At 63.6% G+C, this 18029-nt stretch carries 13 protein-coding genes; 6 read left to right on the top strand and 7 right to left on the bottom strand.

Annotated elements, in window-relative coordinates:
• Nucleotides 1–40: 40 nt before the first annotated feature.
• The 5 genes from LB559_RS07605 to LB559_RS07585 all read right to left on the bottom strand — a co-directional run bounded on the left by LB559_RS07605 (nt 41) and on the right by LB559_RS07585 (nt 7338).
• Nucleotides 41–1354 carry an O-antigen ligase family protein gene (locus tag LB559_RS07605; RefSeq protein WP_127367914.1) on the bottom strand — a complete coding sequence of 438 codons (1314 nt, stop codon included), beginning with the start codon at nt 1352–1354 and terminating at the stop codon, nt 41–43.
• A gap of 201 nt (nt 1355–1555) precedes the next feature.
• Nucleotides 1556–2383, bottom strand: coding sequence for an SDR family NAD(P)-dependent oxidoreductase (locus tag LB559_RS07600; RefSeq protein ID WP_224673685.1), 828 nt, complete (start codon nt 2381–2383; stop codon nt 1556–1558).
• A gap of 87 nt (nt 2384–2470) precedes the next feature.
• Nucleotides 2471–2965: an acetone carboxylase subunit gamma gene (locus LB559_RS07595; protein ID WP_224673684.1), complete on the bottom strand. Its 495-nt coding sequence runs from the start codon at nt 2963–2965 to the stop codon at nt 2471–2473.
• A complete protein-coding gene (locus tag LB559_RS07590; protein WP_013528125.1) occupies nt 2962–5166 on the bottom strand; it encodes a hydantoinase B/oxoprolinase family protein in 2205 nt (734 codons plus the stop codon). The genes LB559_RS07595 and LB559_RS07590 overlap by 4 nt, the downstream gene beginning before the upstream one ends.
• Before the next feature lie 12 nt (nt 5167–5178).
• Nucleotides 5179–7338 (bottom strand): hydantoinase/oxoprolinase family protein, encoded by a 2160-nt coding sequence (locus tag LB559_RS07585; protein ID WP_224673683.1) that lies wholly within the window; start codon nt 7336–7338, stop codon nt 5179–5181.
• A gap of 112 nt (nt 7339–7450) precedes the next feature.
• Here LB559_RS07585 and LB559_RS07580 point away from each other — a divergent pair, with 112 nt between their 5' ends.
• From LB559_RS07580 to LB559_RS07565, 4 genes are all read left to right on the top strand, one after another.
• Nucleotides 7451–8230, top strand: coding sequence for a helix-turn-helix transcriptional regulator (locus LB559_RS07580; protein WP_224673682.1), 780 nt, complete (start codon nt 7451–7453; stop codon nt 8228–8230).
• 285 nt (nt 8231–8515) lie between these two features.
• Nucleotides 8516–10690 carry a thiamine pyrophosphate-dependent enzyme gene (locus LB559_RS07575; protein ID WP_224673681.1) on the top strand — a complete coding sequence of 725 codons (2175 nt, stop codon included), beginning with the start codon at nt 8516–8518 and terminating at the stop codon, nt 10688–10690.
• A gap of 88 nt (nt 10691–10778) precedes the next feature.
• Complete coding sequence (locus LB559_RS07570) at nt 10779–12341, top strand: ABC transporter substrate-binding protein (RefSeq protein ID WP_164747171.1); 1563 nt, start codon at nt 10779–10781, stop codon at nt 12339–12341.
• A 119-nt stretch (nt 12342–12460) separates the two neighbouring features.
• Nucleotides 12461–13690, top strand: coding sequence for an aminotransferase class III-fold pyridoxal phosphate-dependent enzyme (locus tag LB559_RS07565; protein WP_013528130.1), 1230 nt, complete (start codon nt 12461–12463; stop codon nt 13688–13690).
• A gap of 33 nt (nt 13691–13723) precedes the next feature.
• Here LB559_RS07565 and LB559_RS07560 read toward each other — a convergent pair whose 3' ends face one another.
• Nucleotides 13724–14461 (bottom strand): GntR family transcriptional regulator, encoded by a 738-nt coding sequence (locus LB559_RS07560; protein WP_013528131.1) that lies wholly within the window; start codon nt 14459–14461, stop codon nt 13724–13726.
• Between the two features lie 131 nt (nt 14462–14592).
• On the opposite strand from LB559_RS07560, the gene otnK reads away from it, so the two are divergent.
• Complete coding sequence (gene otnK, locus LB559_RS07555) at nt 14593–15945, top strand: 3-oxo-tetronate kinase (protein ID WP_224673679.1); 1353 nt, start codon at nt 14593–14595, stop codon at nt 15943–15945.
• Nucleotides 15945–16583, top strand: a complete 639-nt coding sequence (locus LB559_RS07550) for a class II aldolase/adducin family protein (RefSeq protein WP_084015593.1) — start codon at nt 15945–15947, stop codon at nt 16581–16583. The genes otnK and LB559_RS07550 overlap by 1 nt, the downstream gene beginning before the upstream one ends.
• A 163-nt stretch (nt 16584–16746) precedes the next feature.
• Here the strand turns inward: LB559_RS07550 and LB559_RS07545 are convergent, their stop codons facing one another.
• Nucleotides 16747–18018 (bottom strand): CaiB/BaiF CoA transferase family protein, encoded by a 1272-nt coding sequence (locus tag LB559_RS07545; RefSeq protein WP_224673678.1) that lies wholly within the window; start codon nt 18016–18018, stop codon nt 16747–16749.
• Between the last annotated feature and the right edge of the window lie 11 nt (nt 18019–18029).

Genomic DNA, 18029 nt, shown 5'->3' with positions numbered 1-18029 from the left:
AAAAAGGAAGACCGCCCCCTTCAGCCCGCGAGATGATAATTTATGAGGGACCGGCGCCCGCCGGATGGCCGGCATACCGAGGCCAGTCAGTCTCGCCCCCGGCCGCGTCAGCCGGCTCCAGAGCCGGCGACCGCCGCCTGCGGGTAACAGGCAGCCGCGCCAGCTTGAAGAAGCTGAAATACATCAGGAAAGAACCCATGATGTAGGGGTTGAGTATCTCGACCTCGACGAAGGAGCGGATCAGCAGCAGGACCATCACGCCGAAAAGGATCACCGAGTCCGCCTGCCATGCCTTGAAGATCACCGCCGAGACGTGGCCGTAGAGCGTGCGCAGCATGATCAGCGACACCAGCGTCGCTCCGACGAAGCCGAGTTCGACGAGGGCCTCGATATAGGTGTTGTGGAAGTGGAAGCCGGTGCGGGTGGTGATGTAGAATTCGTTCCACAGCCGCTCGGCTTCAGCGAAACCCTGCACCCAATAGGCGGCATAGCCGACGCCGAGAATCGGCGATTTCTGGACCGTGTTCCAGCCTTGCTCCCACAGATAGGTTCGCCCGGTGAGCGTCGAATCCTTGCCGAAGAGGCCGAGGACGAAGTCCATCAACCCGAGATTCAAGGCGACGAAGGCCGTCACGACCAGCAGGCCGGCGCCGATCAGGAAGATGACCCGGCGATAGCGTCGTGACAGAAGTTTGCTCATCGCAAGAAGCGCCACCAGCGCCAGAACCGCGGGTATCGAGGCCATCGAGGTGGCGGAATGCGAGGCGACCAGGACATAGGCCGACAGCAGCACGACGGGCACCGCCAGGATGAAGCTCAGCCGGCCGCGCCTGTAGAACGCAAGGAAGACGACGCAGAAATAGATGCCGAGCGAGCCGACAAAGCCGATCTGGTTCTTGGAGGCGAAGGCGCCGACGAAGTTGACGGTGCCGTCGAGGACATCCTCGGAATAGTTCCCGACCTTCAGCGAATAGATGAGGACGACAAATATCCCGATCAGCGCCCCTATGGTCAGCGTGCGCACGCTGACGGTGCGCGCAGCTACGTAGGCGCAGGCAATATGGGAAAAATACTGGACCGACGTCCTTGCGGTGACGCCGGGAGCCTGCGACCAGAAAACCGAGAAGCAGACATAGGCAGCAAACAGCAGCGGCAGCCAGGCGCTGGACAGATGCCTCACAAACCGCCGGTAGTCGACCAGGATGAGCGGGAGCCAGACCGCATAGTAGGCCAGGATCAATATCTGGCCGAAGATGACCGAATAAGAAAACGCCCAGATCGAAACGGCTACGGCAAAGGCGCCATAGACCGAATTCTTCTCGGGATCGATCAGCAGGGACTTTGGAATCTTCATCTCAGAGTCCCGCCGACACGACCCAGGGCCGGCAAGCCATGAGCCGGCCGGAATCTTCGCAGACATGGGCGTGCAATAAACGGCGTCTCCATTGTGCAGTGCAATATAACCTATTGCGCCCGGCGCTCAATGGCAAATCCGGTCACCTTGTCTTACAGCGAGGCATCTGCGGAGAGATCAGCCGGTTGCGTGTCCGAGACGCTACCAAAGCGCTCCGCCGGTGATCTGGATGTTTTCCATGGTGATGCCCTTGGCGAGATCCGAGCACAGGAAGACGGCCAGAGCGGCAATCTCCTGCGGCTGCAGCAGGCGCTGCTGCGGGTTGCCCCTGGCGATCTCGGCCATCGCTTCCTCTGGCGTGCGCCCCTTGCCTTCGCGCTCGACGACCTGCGCCACATTGCGGCGCATCAGTTCGGTCTCGACCCAGGTCGGGCTGATCATAACGCAGGTGACGCCATGCGCCGCCCCTTCCAGCGCCACGCAGCGGGTGAGACCCAGCAGGCCGGCCTTGGACGCGCAGTAGGCCGGGTTGTCCTTCCACCCGACCAAGGCGGCCGTCGAGCCAATGTTGACGATGCGGCCCCAGCCGCGCTCGATCATACCCGGCAGCACGGCACGCGTGACGCGGAAGGCGCCGGTCAGGTTGGTGTCGACGATCTTGTCCCAAAGCGCGTCGGAATGGCCGCAGACCGGCTGCTCGGCGGTGGTGCCGGCGGCGTTGACCAGAATGTCGGCGGGGCCGATGGCCGTCTCGGCGTCACCCGCGAAACGGTTGGTGACGTCGCTGTCGCGAACGTCAAGGTGTGCGGCGTGAACTTTCGTTCCATGAGCGGCAAGGGCCGAGCGCACGCGCTCGATCTCGTCGGCGGCCGGATAGTAGGCGGCATCGGATCTGTCGGCGCCGGCAGGCGCGATGTAGGAGCCGACGGCGACATTGGCCCCAGCCTCGGCCAAAGCCGTGGCAATGGCGAAGCCCATGCCCGAGAAACCGCCGGTCACGATGGCGCTACGGCCGGAAAGGTTGTTCATGGCGCACGGTCTCCGCTTCGTTTGGGCAGGCAATCAGTCCTGACCGGATTTGGCAATCACAGCGGCGCAGCCTCCATCGACGAGCGTTCAGGACCCCTGAAGCGGTCTGCCCAGCCATTCGCGATAAAAGCCTTCGAGGTCAGGTTCGAAATCATGCACGATGGGATAACCGGGTGCCGCCGCCTCGACCTCATGCAGCGTCCCGCACTCCGGGCAGATGAACTCCCGGATTTCCATCCATTCGGGATCAGGGAGATCGCTGCTGGGATAGATCTCGCGCAAAGCCTCCTCGGTGTTGCGCACGTTAATCACGGCGTTGAGCTTCCAGTTCTTCCGATAGTCGCCGAAGGAGTGGCCGCATTCGCAGCGGGTAATGCGCTCATCGCCACTCTGGCAGATGAACAGATGGTCCGAGACCGGCAGCAGGATCGGGTCCTTCCAGGCGACACGATCCTGATAGACGGCAACCATCTTGAAGAAACGGTCGTCATCCTTGTAGGCACTCATGATGCGCCTTGTCTGCGGCCAGGGCAGCTTGCCGGCGGCCAGATCGCCCAGAACTTCCTTGCTGTATGAGGTCATGGCTTGGCTCCCGGCGTGAAGATCGATTTGGCGTCGACGTTCCAGAAATCGCTGAATTCCTTGGTGAAGCGCGACGACAGCTTGATCGCGCTGGCGTACATTTTCTTCACTTCGGGCGCGAAGTCGGCCTTTCCGACGCGGCCACGCTCCTTGGCGATCCAATCCGTCACCGGGATCGCCTTAGCCAGGCGCTCTTTGCGCATGGCGGCGCGGCGTTCGACCGTGGCGTCGATATCGGCGACGGGATAACCGTCTTCATCGTCCTTCAGCACAATTCCGAAAACCTGGTCCGCCGCTTCACGGGTGAGAAAGCCGTTCTCGACATCCCATGCCGTCTTTATCGGATCGCGCTCCAGCACGTCGCCATAGCCGCCGCCGCCATTGTAGGAATGGCTGAAGATGTCGCCGGATTTGTGCGGCGAGGTGATGTAGGGGCCTTCGACCACGACATGGTCGCCGCCGATGTTCTTCTCGTAGTCGGAGACGTCAGGGTCGATGCCGGGCGAATGCGCCAGCGGTTCGCCCTTTGCCGCCAGTTCGTGAATGTCTGAGTTGCGCACCGCGCGATGCTTCTGGCAGGTCGGCGCCGGATAACCACCGCACATGCCGCCATTGTCGAACACGCGCGAGGAGTGCTCGGAGGTGTGGAGCCGCAGATGTGAGGTCTTGTTGATCAGCCAGGTCGAGACGAAGGAACAGCCACCGCGATATTTGCCGGCGCCGCCGGAATTCGGCACGATCGAACGGCCGATATAGACCATCGGCATCGACTGTTCCCAGACCTCGATGTTGCCCATGTCGGATTCCGGGTTCCAGCCGACATAGGCGGTGTCGAGACCGTCCTTGATGGCGAGCGCCCCGGACCCGGCGGCAGCGCACTCGAAATGCGCCATGCCGAACGGCGTGCCGTATTGGCTTTCGCCGCCCATCTCGATCATCGGGCTGTTGACCTGGCCGACAAAGGCCTCCTCGACGAAGCCGCGCGCGACAAAACTGCGCGACAAAAGCCGCTGGAAAACGCCGTAGGCCGGCAGCAGCAGCGCCCAAGAGGTGGCGGTGGCCACCATCTCGTTGTCGGGGTTGGTCCAGGTGCCGTGCGGCAGTTTCAGTTCGGTCGCCATCCAGGCACCGTCATTGACCAGGCCTTCGAAATTCATGTGCTGGGTCAGCGTCACGAACATGCCGCCATCCATGCCGGCCGGCGTGCAGTTCATCGAATGGTAGCCCCAGGGCTGCGTGCCCTCGAAGTCCATGGTGATCTTGCCGTCTGACGTGATCTCCATCTCGATCGGGATGTTGTAGAGCCAGTCGGGATCGCCGAGCAGCTGGAAGCCGGGCTTTCCCGCCGTGACATGGCCGTAGAACGTGTGGCCGCGGTAGATGCCGGGCACGGTGAGCTGGCGGGTGCGGGCGAGCTGGGCGCGGCGACCTTCCTCGATGAATTCCTTCGACACCTTCATCCAGTAGTCCAGACCGATCTCCGAGATGAGCTGCTTGACGCTTTCGCGCATGTCGATGCAGGAGGCGACCTTGGCCTTCTCGTCGAGCACCCAGTAGATCGGCATGCGCAGATTGCGCTCGCAGCGTATGACGTAGTCGCGCCGGATCTCGTCATTCTCGCCGATCTTCTCGGCGCAGACGAACAGGCCTTCGGTGAAGCGCTCCTGCGCCAGGCAGACATCGCCGCCCGGCGTGATGCCGCCGGCTTCCAGTTCGTGGCAGACGGCACCGGCCCAGCCGACCAGCGTGCCTTCATGGAAGATCGGCACCACATCCATGACATCAGGCACCTGCACGGTGCCGATGAAGGCGTCGTTGTTGGCGAAGATATCGCCTTCACGGATTTTCGGGTTTTCCTCGTAATTGTTCTTGATCATCCATTTGATGAAGCGGCTCATCGTATGGACATGCACCATGATGCCGTTGGAGAGCGCGATGGCGTCGCCTTCGGGCGTATAGATGGCGACCACCATCTCGCCGACTTCGCGCACGCCGGGCGAGGCCGAGATGCGGCGGGCCATTTCGCGAGCCGAGACGCAATAGGCGCGCAGCTTGGTGTGCAGCGTCTCGAACTTCAGCGGATCCTGGTTGCGCAGCGTGAGTTCCGTGATGCCGTCATAGCAGCCGGTCTCTTCCATCAGCCGCTCGGAATCGAGCAGTCTTTCGCGAAGGCGCAGGGCCGAAGCAGGTTTGTCCAACATGGCGGTGCCCTCTCAAGCGTGGGTGTAGTGCAGCAGCGTCCATTCATCGACATGGACGCGGTCCTGCGGATGAACGACGAGCGTGGTGGCGGGGTGTTCGATGATGGCCGGACCGATGACTTCGTGACCGGGCTGCAGCAGGTCCATCTCGTAGAGATTGGCCTTGTGCCAGCGTCCGCCGATATAGGCCTCGCGCACGCCCTTGTGCGCGGAAGCCGGATCCGATTTGCCGAGCGGACGCTTGAGCAGCACCGGTTTGACCTTGTCGGCGGTGGCGATCAGCCCGAGTTCGGTGATGGTGAAGCCGGCCTCGCCATAGCGCGACACGCGATGATTGACCTTGGCGTAGACCGCCTCGAACTCGTCGATAACCCTGCGCATGTCGTCGGCCGAGTTGACCTCAGCCAGCGGCGCCATGACTTCGACATCCTCGAGCTGGCCGGTGTAGCGCATCATCAGGAACGGCACGGTCCTGATCTTCTCGCGCGCATGGCCGTCGGCGATCATCTCGTCGACCGCGGCCTTGGTCAGGTCGTTCCAGACCGTGGTGACCTTGACGCCGAAGGCGGCCAGCGTCGCCTCATCGGCGCGTGACGGGATGTCGTGCTGCGTCGACACCGAATGCCGGCGCATGAAATCAGCCGTGGTGCAGCCGAAGGCGGAGAAGGCGGCCGCAAACTGGAAGGTGATGATGTCCTTGAAGCCGATGCCCCTGGAACAGCCGGCCAGGTGCAGCGGACCGGAGCCGCCATAGGACAGCAGCGTGAACTCGGAGGGATGGATGCCCTGGCCCGAAATGACGCGGCGCAGCGCGTTGTTGGCGTCGGCCTCCAGCATGTCGATCATGCCCTCTGCCGCCTCCTCAACACCGACACCGAGCACGTTGGCGCATTTTTCCTCGAAGGCACGGCGGGCCTTTTCGACCTGCAGCACGACCTTGCCGCCGAGGAAATAGTGCGGGTTGAGCCGGCCGAGAATCGCATCGCAATCGGCAATCGTCGGTTCGGTGCCGCCCCTGGCGAAGCAAATCGGACCTGGATCGGAGCCCGCGCTTTCCGGCCCGAGCGAAACTTTCTTGGTCAGCGGGTCGACCTTGAGGATCATGCCGGCGCCGGCACCGATCGTATCGAGGTGCAGCGTCGGCACGTTGAGCTTGAAACGATCCATCAGCGGCTCGTTCTCGATCCGCGTCTGGCCGCGCGTGATGACGCCCATGTCGAAGGAGGTGCCGCCCATGTCCGAGCAGATCAGCGAATCATTGCCGATCAGCTTGCCGACATAGGCAGCACCGAGGATGCCGCCGATCGGGCCGGAGATCATGGTTTCATGCAGGCGCGGATGGTTGATCGAGGTCAGGCCGCCGAAGGAGAGCAGCGTCTGCACGCCATATTTGAAGCCGTATTTCTTCGAGACGTCCTCGATACCCCTAAGCTGCTTGCGGCCGCGCGAGGTCGCGTAGGCCTCGATCAGGACCGAGTTCAGCCGCGACTGCTCGCGGATGACCGGGCGGACCTCGTGGCTGGTGTAGACGATGATGTCGGCGCCGGCCTTGTCGACCTCTTCGCGGCAGATTTCCGCGATGCGCTTCTCGTGCACCGGATTGACGTGCGAGAAGATGGTCATGATGCAGATCGCTTCGACCTTGTCGGCGATCAATTCTTTTGCGGCTGCAGAAACCTCGTGCTCATAGAGCGGCAGCACGACGTCGCCGAACTGGTCGATGCGCTCGGTGACGCCATGGGTGCGGCGGCGCGGCACCAGCGGATCGGGATGATGGTGGGTGACCGCATGCAGCCGGTCGGCATAGGAATAGTCGGCCCAGGCCTGCAGACCGCGGCCCATCAGGATCATGTCCTCGAGGCCCTTGGTGGTAATCAGGCCGAGCCGGCGACCGGTGCGCGACAACAGCGTGTTCAGCATGCCGGTGCCGGAATAGAGCACGACGTTGACGCCTGAAAACAATGATTCCAGCGAGATGCCCCAGGCATCCGCCGCGTCCTCGGCCGAGGCCAGAAAACCCTCGGCTTCGTTCTTCGGCGTGGTCGCCGACTTGCCGATCTTGAAGTGGCCGTCCTGATCGACAAGGATCGTGTCGGTCATGGTGCCGCCGGCGTCGATGCCAATCACGATTGGGTTGCCGACGATGGGGGCGGTGAGATTGGGTTGGGTCACGGTCGCCTCGGGATCTGGTCTAGGTTGACGCTAGGCTAGATTCGATGGGCGGCTTCGCGCCATATGCCTAAAGACACAATGACGGTTGGGCTGACATCGCCGAGAAAAGGGCATGCGCATGGGCAATATCTGGGCGCCGCTCGCCAAAGCGATCGCCGCCATCGGCACGGACAGGCATGTCGACTGCCTGATCGACCTGATCGGCGCCGACATCGACCACGACCTCGTCACGGTGACGCGCTATTCGGCGACGCAGACACCCGAATTCATCAAGCACCGGCGCTTCTCGGATGAGATGGTCCGGCGCTATCTCCACAATTACTACGTGTTCGACCCGTTCTATGCCTCGTGGCGGCGCGAGCGCAGGCTGGGCATCATGCCGCTGAAACGGCTCGCCGACGACGAGGCCAAGCGCGGCCAGTACATTGCCGGCTTCCTGGCGCAGTCGGAGATCTGCGACGAGGTCGGCATCATGCTGGCGGATGGCGGCGACTGGTGCCTCGGCATCTTCCTCGACCGCTCGACCACGTCGTTCAAGGAGAGCGAGATCGCTTTGCTGGACGAGCGGTTGCCTGTATTCGAGGCGCTGCATGCGCTCGACATCAAGGCGCACGGAACCAAGTTCTCCCGCACGTCGGCGCCGACAGGCCCCGGCGCCTCGCCCCGGCAGGAGCCGACGATCCCGGCCAGTCTGTGGCCGGAGCTGTCGCTGCGCGAGCGGGAATTGGTTCAGCTAATCCTCGCCGGCCACCCGACAGCCAACATCGCCGAGCGCCTCGGCATCACCGTCGGCACGGTCAAGAACCATCGCCGGCGCATCTACGAGAAGCTCGACATCACCACGGAGCGGGAATTGTTTTTGCAGTTTTTTCAGCATCAGGCCGATCGCTAGCCGCTCGCTTACCCAGCCGATCCGCCAGCCGAATGCCTGATTTGCAGAGCCGCTCCCTCCGTGAATTGGTGCAGGGGGCTTGTCGCCGGAATGGCTCGAAAACTGGCTTCAAAATTCCTCTTGCGGAACGCCGCCGTCCCGGCTTAGTCTCGGCTTCGCAAAGAAAATGAAATTTAATTCCATTGTGCAATGCCCGCAAGCCAGTGCAGTGCCCAGGAAAAATGCCCACTGCAATCGACTGAGAAAATATTTGATATATCATCTACCAGAACGGAAATAGCTGACATGGTCCAGCAGACATCGATCCAGCCATCGGCGCCCTGGTTGCGGCTCGACGTCGACAATTCGGACTGGAACGACGCCGAGGTTTCGAGCCTGGTGCGCTGGTATCAGCAGATGCTGCTCATCCGCCGTTTCGAGGAAAAAGTGCTCGATCTCGCCAATGCCGGGCTGGTGCATGGTCCGGCGCATGCCAGCATCGGACAAGAGGCGACGGCGGTCGGCGCCATGTCCGTGCTCGGTACGGGCGACCGCATCAACGGCACCCACCGCGCCCATCACCAGGTCTTGGCCAAGCTTGTCAACGCGCAGACGCCCGGCGGATTCGACCCGTTGCATGACGCTTTCAACCCGGACATGCAGGGCTCGGTGCGCGGCTTGATGGCCGAGATCATGGGCCTCAAGTCAGGCTATTGCGGCGGCCGTGGCGGCTCGATGCATATGCGCGACGATGCCTCCGGCATCCCTGGCACCAGCGCGATCATTGGCGGCAACCTGCCGCATGCGGCCGGCTATGCGCTGGCCGACAAGCTGCTCGGTACCGGCAACATCTCGGTCGCCTTTTTCGGCGACGGCACGATGATGGCGGGGCCGGCCTATGAGGCGATGAACATCGCCGCGCTCTACCGGCTGCCGGTGATCTTTTTCGCCGAAAACAATCTCTATGCCGTCTCGACGCACATCAACGAACAGACGCGCGAGACGCGGCTGGCCTCGCGCGGACCTATGCTCGGCTTTCGCGGCATCGAATGCGACGGCATGGATGTGGTGGCGGTCCACCATGCCATGCGCGAGGCGCGCCGGGTGATCGAGGAAGACGGCGGCCCGGTGCTGGTCGAGGCGCTTTGCTACCGCTTCCTGCATCAGAGCGGCGCGCGCCCGGGTAGCGAATTCGGCTACCGCACGCGGGCCGAGGAAGACGCCTGGAAAGCGCGCGATCCGCTGGTCACGATGGCGGCTCGCCTGAAGACGATGGGCATTTTGAACGCTTCCGACCTCGGCACACTCGACCAGCGCGTCATGGAGGTGGTCAACACCGCTGCCGATTCGCTCACCGAAATGAGTGGCAACGCGCTGCGCATTCCCGACCATCTGTGGCCGGACCCAGGCGGCGTCGACAACCAGATACGCGGTGATCTTTCCGAACTGAAGGGCGAGCGTTTCCTCGAGATCGAGGATATGCCGCCAGCCGACACCAGGCCGGTCAAGTTCATGGTTGCCGCGTCCGAGGTGATTGCGCGCGCCATGGAAAAGGATTCGCGCATCATTATCATGGGCGAGGATGTGCACCGGCTGCGCGGCGGCGTTTCGGGCGCCACAAAGGGTGCGCTGGAACGCTGGCCGGAGCGTGTACTGGCAATGCCCATCGCCGAGAACGGTTTTGTCGGCGTGGCGCTGGGTGCAGCGCTTTGCGGCCTGCGGCCGATCGTCGAGATCATGTTCGGCGATTTCTGCCTGGTTGCCGCCGACCAGCTGTTCAACGCGGTCAGCAAGGTGCGCCACATGTTCGGCGGCGGCTTCCCGGTGCCGATCGTGGTCCGGGTCCGCGTCTCGCCGCACACCGGCTACGGCTCGCAGCATTCGGGCGATCCGTCCGGCCTGTTCGCGCTGTTTCCCGGCTGGCGCATCGTCGCCCCGACGACGCCCTTCGACTATATCGGCCTGATGAATTCGGCGCTGAAATGCGACGATCCGGTCGTCGTCATCGAGCATGTCGAACTGTTCCCGAGCGAAGGGCCTGTGCCTGCGGATGACCGCGATTATTGCGTGCGACTCGGCAAGGCGAAAACCGTCAGGCCGGGCAGTGCCTGCACCTTGCTCACCAGTGCCAGCATGGTCGCCGTCGCCAAGCAGGTGGTCGAGGAGACCGGCGTCGATGCCGAGATCATCGACCTGCGCAGCCTCGACCCGACCGGGCTCGACTGGCCGATGGTGGAGGCCTCGATCCGCAAGACCAACCGGGTGGCCGTCGTCGAGCAGGTGCAGCGTGGACTGTCGCTTGGCGGACGGCTGACACAAGAGATTCAGGATCGCGTGTTCGACTATCTCGATCACGAGATCCTGCATGTGACGGGAAGCCTCTCGGCTCCCGTCGTATCGGCCCCGCTCAACCGCGCCGCACTGGGCGGCGCTGATAAGCTCAAGGCCGCGCTTCAATCCCTCATTGCCGTGGGTGGATAGAGCAACGCATTGCCACAAAGATCTGACAAGAAAATGGGAGAATGAAATGGACATGACGATCCTACCAAGAGCCAAGACCAGGGCGACGATGCTGGCGGCCGTGCTGCTGGCCACCAGCGCCTTCTGGGCGCCTGCCACCTTCGCGCAGGACAGCAAGCCGCTGGTCATCGCGCGTAACATCGACCTCAATTCGCTCGATCCGCACCGCGCCTTCTGCGACACCTGCCAGATCTACAATTCCAGCGTCTACGAATCGCTGCTGACGCTGGACAAGGACAACAAGCTGATCCCGCTGCTCGCCTCGAAGTGGGAAGGCAATGCCGACCAGAGCAGCTTCACCTTCACGCTCGACCCGGCCGCCAAATTCTCGGACGGTTCGCCTGTCGAAGCCAAGGACGTCAAATGGTCCTGGGAGCGGCTGAAGAACCTCAAGGGCAGCGCCTCGTTCCTGATGGACAATGTCGCCTCGATCGAGACTCCGGACGCGCATACGGTCGTCGTCAAGATGGTCGCGCCGAGCTCCGAATTCCTCAACATCGCGGCGGCGCCCTACGCAGCGGTCGTCAACAGCAAGGTTGCTTCCGAAGCCGGCGCCAAGGCCGATGCGGACGCCTCGACGACAGACAATGCCGAGGCCTGGTTCCTGGCCCATTCGGCCGGCAGCGCGCCGTTCGTGCTGAAATCCTATGAGCCCAATTCGGAACTGCGGCTGGCGCGCAACGACAAGTACTGGCGCACGGCGCCGGCGCTGAGCGAAGTCGTCATACGCCAGACCAAGGATGCGGTGGCGCAGGCGCAGATGCTGCAGAGCGGCACCGCCGATATCGCCATGCAGATCGACCCGGACACGGCCAAGACGATGACCGGCAGCGACGTCAAGATCGAGACCGTGCCGTCCTACAACTTCATCTATGTGGCGCTGTCGCCCGGCGCCAAGGCCAACAAGGTGCCGCTGACGCCCGAAGTGCGCGAGGCCATTTCGCTCGGTCTCGACCGTCCTGCTATCCTCGACTTCACCATCGGCTCCGAGGGTCAGCTGATCAGCGCGCCGATCCCGCTCGGCTTCCCCGGCGGTTCGGGCTTCGAGGCGCAGCCCTATGACGTTGCCAAGGCAAAGGAACTTCTGGCCAAGGCCGGACACGCCGACGGCTTCGAGATGGAGGCGGCGTTCCCCGGCATGAACGTCTACGGCGTCGATCTCTCGCTCTTGATGCAGAAGGTCCAGCAGGATCTGGCCAAGATCAACATCAAGCTCGACCTGCAGCCGATCCCCTTCGCCAATTGGCGCGAGCGCGTCAATGGCGACGGCATCCCGATGACGGCGGTGTTCTACGCGCCGGACTATTACGGCACCTCGCAATACATCGACTATTTCGCCATGACGAAGGGCAGCCCTTGGTCGCGCCGTGCCGGCGCGGAGCGCGACCCGTCGGTGCTCAACCCGAAGGAAGCGGATATCTACAAGGCAGCCCTTGCGGCAAGCGGCGACGAGGCCGCCAAGCTGTGGCACCAGGCCGGCGAGGAGATGATCAAGGACAGGATCATCCTGCCGCTGATCAGCCCGAACCTGATCCTGGCCTACAAGTCGGACGTCAAGGGCGTGCGCTACAGCGCCTGCTGCAACCTGCCGCTGGCAGAACTCAGCCACTGAGCAAAACAATACGGGGAGGCGACAGTCGCCTCCCTGTTCTCCATCCCGGAAGGCCAGCAAATCCTGTTCTTCCAACATCACATTCAATATATGATATATCAATGAGCGGAGACCTCGTCATGCCTTCCCTGATCAACTCCAAGGACCAGTTGCTGCGCGAGCGTGCGGCCTCGGTGATTCCGGGCGGCATGTGGGGACACATGGCGACGCGCTATCTCGGCTCCGCCTATCCACAATTCTTCGAACGCGCCGACGGCTGCCGGGTCTGGGACGTCGACGGGCACGAATACATCGACCTGATGTGCAGTTGGGGGCCCAACATTCTCGGCCACCATCATCAGGCGGTCGAAGAGGCGGCCGAGCGGCAGCGTCGCCTCGGCGATGCGATGAACGGCCCCGGCGAGGTGCTGGTCGAACTGGCGGAACTGCTGGTCAAGACGGTCGCGCATGCCGACTGGGCAATGCTGCAGAAGAACGGCACCGACGCCACCACGGCCTGCGTGACGATCGCGCGCGCCGGCACCGGCCGACGCAAGGTGCTGGTCGCGCGCGGCTCCTACCACGGTGCCGTGCCGTGGTGCACGCCATCGCTGGCCGGCGTCACCGCCGAGGACCGCGCCCATCTGATCCATTTCGACTACAATGACGTCGCCAGCCTCGAAGCGGCCGTCGAGCAGGCCGGCAACGATCTCGCTGCTGTCGTCGTCACTGCCTTCCGGCACGACATCGCCCGCGACCAGGAACTGCCGACCGCCGCCTTCGCCAAACGGGCGCGCGAACTCACCACCGCTGCCGATGCGGCATTGATCGTCGACGATGTGCGCGCCGGCTTCCGCATCGACCTCGCCGGTAGCTGGGAGCCGCTCGGCGTACGGCCGGACCTGTCCGCCTTCTCGAAGGCGATCGCCAATGGCTATCCGCTGGCCGCCATCACAGGCACCGACCGGTTTCGCGAAGCCGCGACAAAGGTCTATGTGACGGGTTCTTTCTGGTACGGCGCCGTCGCAATGGCCGCGGCGATCGCCACCATCAGCACGCTGCGCGATACCGACGCCGTCACCCACATGACACAGGCCGGCGACAGGCTGCGCTCAGGCCTCGATGCTGCAGCGAAGAAGCATGGTCTTTCGCTGCGACAGACAGGTCCGGTGTCGATGCCGATGGTGCTGTTCGACGGCGATACCGAATTCAAGCTGGCCAACGCCTTCTGCTCGGCCGCCTTGCGCGAAGGCGCCTATTTCCATCCCCGGCACAACATGTTCCTGAGTGCTGCGCACACCGCAAAAGATATAGATCTCGCCCTGCAGGCTGCCGATGCGGGCATGGCCGCCGCGGCGCAGGTGGCGTGACCGGCGCCAATGCGGTGGAAAGGAACAAACTGTTCAGCCGGTGGCCGACACCAGTCGGCCGTTCTGCGCAGCGCGGCGCAGTTCCTCCGGCGTGACCGCGCCGTCGTTCAGCCGTTCGAGAACCTTGACCAGCAGGCGGCCGCCTTCGATCATGTCCTGCTGAATGCCCTTGCGCACACCGTTCTCGTCGCGCGCCCGCAGCGCTTCAAGAATGTCGAGATGCCGGTGGCGGCCGTCATAGGTCGGCCGGGCGTGCGGGTACTGGTAGTTCACCAGCGGTCCGTTGCGCAGCCAGATTCCCTCAATGATGGCCAGCAGCTCCGGCATTTGCGCCGCCTGGTAGATGGAGTGATGGAATTCCCAATTGTCGCGGACGGCTTCGAACCAGCGGCCATTGTCCTCGTTGGCAATGAGTTTCTCATGCACCGCCGCCAGACGGTCGATCTCGCGCGGCTCGATGCGCGTCGTTGCCGCGGCACCCGCCATGCCTTCGAGATGCAGCCTGATGCTGCGCAGTTCCAGATACTGAGCCAGCGACAGCTGGGCGACGGTGATCGAACGGCCGGCCTCCATCTCCAGGCCTTTTTCGCGCACCAACTGCATCAGCGCCTCGCGCACCGGCGTCTCGGACACCTGAAGGCTGGCGGCAAGGTCGCGGATCTTGAAGCGATGGCCCGGCCAGAAACGGCCTTCCATCATGGCACGGCGAAGCTCCTCATAGACACGCGTCGTCAGATTGTCGCGCGCGATCGGCGCGATAGAAGCAGTCACATCCGCTCTCCGTTCTTGCAACAGCGCAGGCGTCGCCTGCGTCGCGTGGCTTGTGTATATGATACCACGAATGGCCTGACCACCGACATGAGACAAGCCGCCCCGAAACCGGCAGACATGAGACGGGCCGCATGACCGCGTCGATGCCTTCCTTGCTGTTCGGCGCCATTGCCGACGATCTGACCGGCGGCACCGAGCTGGCGTCGATGCTGGTCGCGCGCGGCATTCCGACGGGATGCACGGTCGGGCTGGACGCGCCGATCCCATCAGGCAATCTTGCCCATGTGATCCTGCTGAAGACCCGCGTCATCGCAGCCAGCGATGCGGTGCGCCAGGTGCTGGAGGCCGCGGACCGGCTGGTCGAAGCTGGCGCGCGGCAGATCTTCTTCAAATATTGCGCCACCTTCGATTCGACGCCCGCGGGCAATATCGGTCCTTGCGCCGAAGCGCTGCTCGAGCGCCTTGGCGGCGGCGTCACACTGTTCGCCCCCGCGCTGTGTGAGACTGGGCGCACCGTCTATCAGGGGCATATGTTCGGCGGTCCCCAGCTGCTTGCTGAGTCGCCCAAGCGCTTCGATCCGCTGACGCCGATGACCGATTCCAATCTGGTTCGCGTGCTGCAGGCGCAGAGCAGGGGCAAGGTCGGGCTGGTGCCCTATCTCGTCGTCGATGCCGGCGCTGGAGCCATCCGAAGCGCTATACGAGCACACAGCGCGCGTGGCGAGACGCTGCTGGTCACCGACACCATCCGCGAGCGCGATCTGGCGGCGATCGCGGAAGCCACCTTCGACCTGCCGCTGATGACCGGTAATTCCTCAGTCGCCGCGCATCTGCCACCGGCCTGGCTCACGCATGGGCTGCTGGATTCAGGCGATCTCGTTGCCGCCAGCCTGCCGGCCGTCGAAGGGCCGGCAGCGGTGCTGGCCGGCAGCGTCGCCGACCGCACCATCGAACAGCTCGAGCGTTTTGCGCAAGACAATCCACTGCTGACGATTGACCTTGCCAGCGCCTTTGCCGGCGCCGATGTCATGGCCGAAGCGCGTACCTTCGCCCAACGGCATTTGCCCGGCGCGATGATCGCCATCGCTACGACAGCGCCGCAAGCGACCGTCGAAGCGCTGCAGCAGGCGCACGGCCGCGATATGGTGGCGGCAAGGGCGGAAGAGATCCTGGCCGGGATTGCCCAGATTCTGGTGCGCGAACTCGGCGTCCGCCGGCTCGTCGTCGCCGGCGGCGAGACCGCCGGTTCGGTTGTGAAGGCGCTCGGCATCGACCGGATCGCCATGGGCGCCTATGAGGGCCCCGGACTGTCGCGCGCCATCGCTCACCTCCCCGGCCGGCCTTCCGATCCGCTGGCGCTGATGCTGAAATCGGGAAAGCTCGGCGGCCCGGATATTTTCGCCGACGTCCTGCAAGACATGACACGGCCGAGCACTATTGCGCCGGCGATCGACACATGGCCACCGGCAAGGAGAGCATCGTGATGGAACTCGAAATCGAACGCACGAGCCTGATCACCGCGACGCAGACGCTGGACGCCAGCGGGATGAATGTCGGCACCACCGGAAACATCAGCGTTCGCACGACAGGCGGCATGCTGATCACGCCGACGGGAATAGCCACAAGCGCCTTGCGGCCGGAGCAGATGGTGGGGATGCAGCTCGATGGATCCTGGGACGCCGCGTTCCGGCCGTCGAGCGAATGGGAGATGCACGCCGAAATCTACAAGGCGTTTCCCGAGGCCGGCGCCGTCGTGCATGCCCATCCCGACCATTGCGTGGCGCTGTCGTGCCTGCGTGAACCGCTGCCACTGTTCCACTACATGGTGGCGGGCTTCGGCGGCGATGATGTGCGCTGCTCGGACTATGCGCTTTTCGCGTCAAGCGAACTGGCCAAGGTTGCCGTCGTCGCGCTCAAGGACCGCACGGCTTGCCTGCTCGCCAATCATGGCATGATCGCCTTCGGCGGCGATCTCGACACGGCGCTCATCCGCACCATCAAGTTGGAAACCCTGGCGCGGCAGTACCTTTTGGCGCGCAGCGCCGGCACGCCGGTGCTCATCGAGGGCAGCGAGATCCCCGCCATTCGCGGGCGCTACAAGAATTACGGCCAGCAGAAGTAGCCGGCCGAGCAATTCCAGAAAAGGTGAAGCGGTTTCCCGGGAAAAGCGCATAGCGCTTTCTCCAGGGGATTGCGCCAAAACAAGGAACGGCTCTTCGCCCTCTTGAAGAACCATTCAGTCGACCTGCAAATGCGAGACGAAGGCCCGTCAGGCTCGATGAAGATCAGGCGGGGATCGGTTCGGCGGCCGGCGTATAGACGCCGATGGCGCCGGTGCCGATCAGCTGCTCGATGATCTCGGCGCTATAGCCGAGCACGTCGGCCAGCACGGCAGCTGTGTCCTGGCCCAGCATCGGCGGCGCGGTGAAGTCCGCGGTCAGCTGCGCGGCAAGTCCCTGCGCCGGGCGCACCATGGCGACGGAGCCGAGATGCGGATGCGGCAAGGTCTGGACGAGGCCACGCTCGCGCACATTGGAACTGTCGAAGACTTCCGGTATCGATTTTACCGTGCCGGCCGGCACGCTGGCGGCGGCACAGGTGGCCATCCAGTGGTCACGTGGCTTGGTCTTGAAGACGGCGGCTAGTTGCGGGATCAGCGCCTCACGGTTGGTGGCGCGCGCCCCTGCTTTGATGAAGCGCGCATCCCCAGCCAGATGTGGCAGATCAACGACCTTCTCGCACAGCGCCGCGAACTGGCGGTCATTGCCGACCGCCAGCGCAAAGCTGCCATCGGAGGCTTCGAATATCTGATAGGGAACGACCGTCGGATGGGCATTGCCGTAGCGGGCGACCTCTTGGCCGGTGTTAAGGTAACCGCTGCCGACATTGATCAGCAGGCTGAGCGCGCAGTCGATCAGCGACAGGTCGAGGAACTGGCCCTTGCCGGTCGTCGCGCGCTCGTAAAGCGCCGCCAGGATCGACTGCGTGGCGACCATGCCGCAGACGATATCGGTGATGGCGACGCCGACACGCATCGGTTCGCCATTGCTCTCGCCGGTGATGGCCATCAGGCCGCTTTCGGCCTGCATGACGAAATCATAGCCGGGCCGTCCGGCATCGGGTCCGGTCTGGCCGTAACCGGAGATCGAACAGTAGATCAGGCGCGGGTTTGACGCGCTCAGCTCCTTGAACCCGACGCCGAGGCGGTCGGCGGTGCCGGAGCGGAAATTCTCGACGACGATGTCGGCCTTGGCCGCCAGCTCGCGCACGATGGCCAGCCCCTGCGGGCTTTTCATGTCGAGCGCGATGCTCTGCTTGCCGCGATTGGCGCAGAGATAGTAGGTCGAGACACCCTTGTAGCTCGGCACCGACCACGCCCTGGTGTCGTCGCCGCCGTCGATGTTCTCGATCTTCCAGATCTCGGCGCCGAGATCGGCAAGGCTCATCGTTGCCCACGGCCCGGCCAGCACACGCGAGAGATCGAGAACCTTGATGCCTTCGAGCGGCAAGCGCGCGGGTTCTGCCGTACCGGCATTCGCGGAATGGTCCTCAGTCACGATCAAAATTC

This window comes from Mesorhizobium sp. BR1-1-3, from assembly GCF_020165455.1.
Lineage (GTDB): Bacteria > Pseudomonadota > Alphaproteobacteria > Rhizobiales > Rhizobiaceae > Mesorhizobium > Mesorhizobium ciceri.
This window is presented reverse-complemented; position numbering and strand designations above follow the sequence as displayed.

What these genes read in the sequence shown, in the direction of transcription:
- LB559_RS07580 (WP_224673682.1), top strand. Translation starts at nt 7,451, where the DNA reads ATGCGCATGGGCAATATCTGGGCGCCGCTCGCCAAAGCGATCGCCGCC.
- LB559_RS07570 (WP_164747171.1), top strand. Translation starts at nt 10,779, where the DNA reads ATGCTGGCGGCCGTGCTGCTGGCCACCAGCGCCTTCTGGGCGCCTGCC.
- LB559_RS07575 (WP_224673681.1), top strand. Translation starts at nt 8,516, where the DNA reads ATGGTCCAGCAGACATCGATCCAGCCATCGGCGCCCTGGTTGCGGCTC.
- LB559_RS07605 (WP_127367914.1), bottom strand. Translation starts at nt 1,354, where the DNA reads ATGAAGATTCCAAAGTCCCTGCTGATCGATCCCGAGAAGAATTCGGTC.
- LB559_RS07550 (WP_084015593.1), top strand. Translation starts at nt 15,945, where the DNA reads ATGGAACTCGAAATCGAACGCACGAGCCTGATCACCGCGACGCAGACG.
- LB559_RS07595 (WP_224673684.1), bottom strand. Translation starts at nt 2,965, where the DNA reads ATGACCTCATACAGCAAGGAAGTTCTGGGCGATCTGGCCGCCGGCAAG.
- otnK (WP_224673679.1), top strand. Translation starts at nt 14,593, where the DNA reads ATGACCGCGTCGATGCCTTCCTTGCTGTTCGGCGCCATTGCCGACGAT.
- LB559_RS07565 (WP_013528130.1), top strand. Translation starts at nt 12,461, where the DNA reads ATGCCTTCCCTGATCAACTCCAAGGACCAGTTGCTGCGCGAGCGTGCG.
- LB559_RS07600 (WP_224673685.1), bottom strand. Translation starts at nt 2,383, where the DNA reads ATGAACAACCTTTCCGGCCGTAGCGCCATCGTGACCGGCGGTTTCTCG.
- LB559_RS07590 (WP_013528125.1), bottom strand. Translation starts at nt 5,166, where the DNA reads ATGTTGGACAAACCTGCTTCGGCCCTGCGCCTTCGCGAAAGACTGCTC.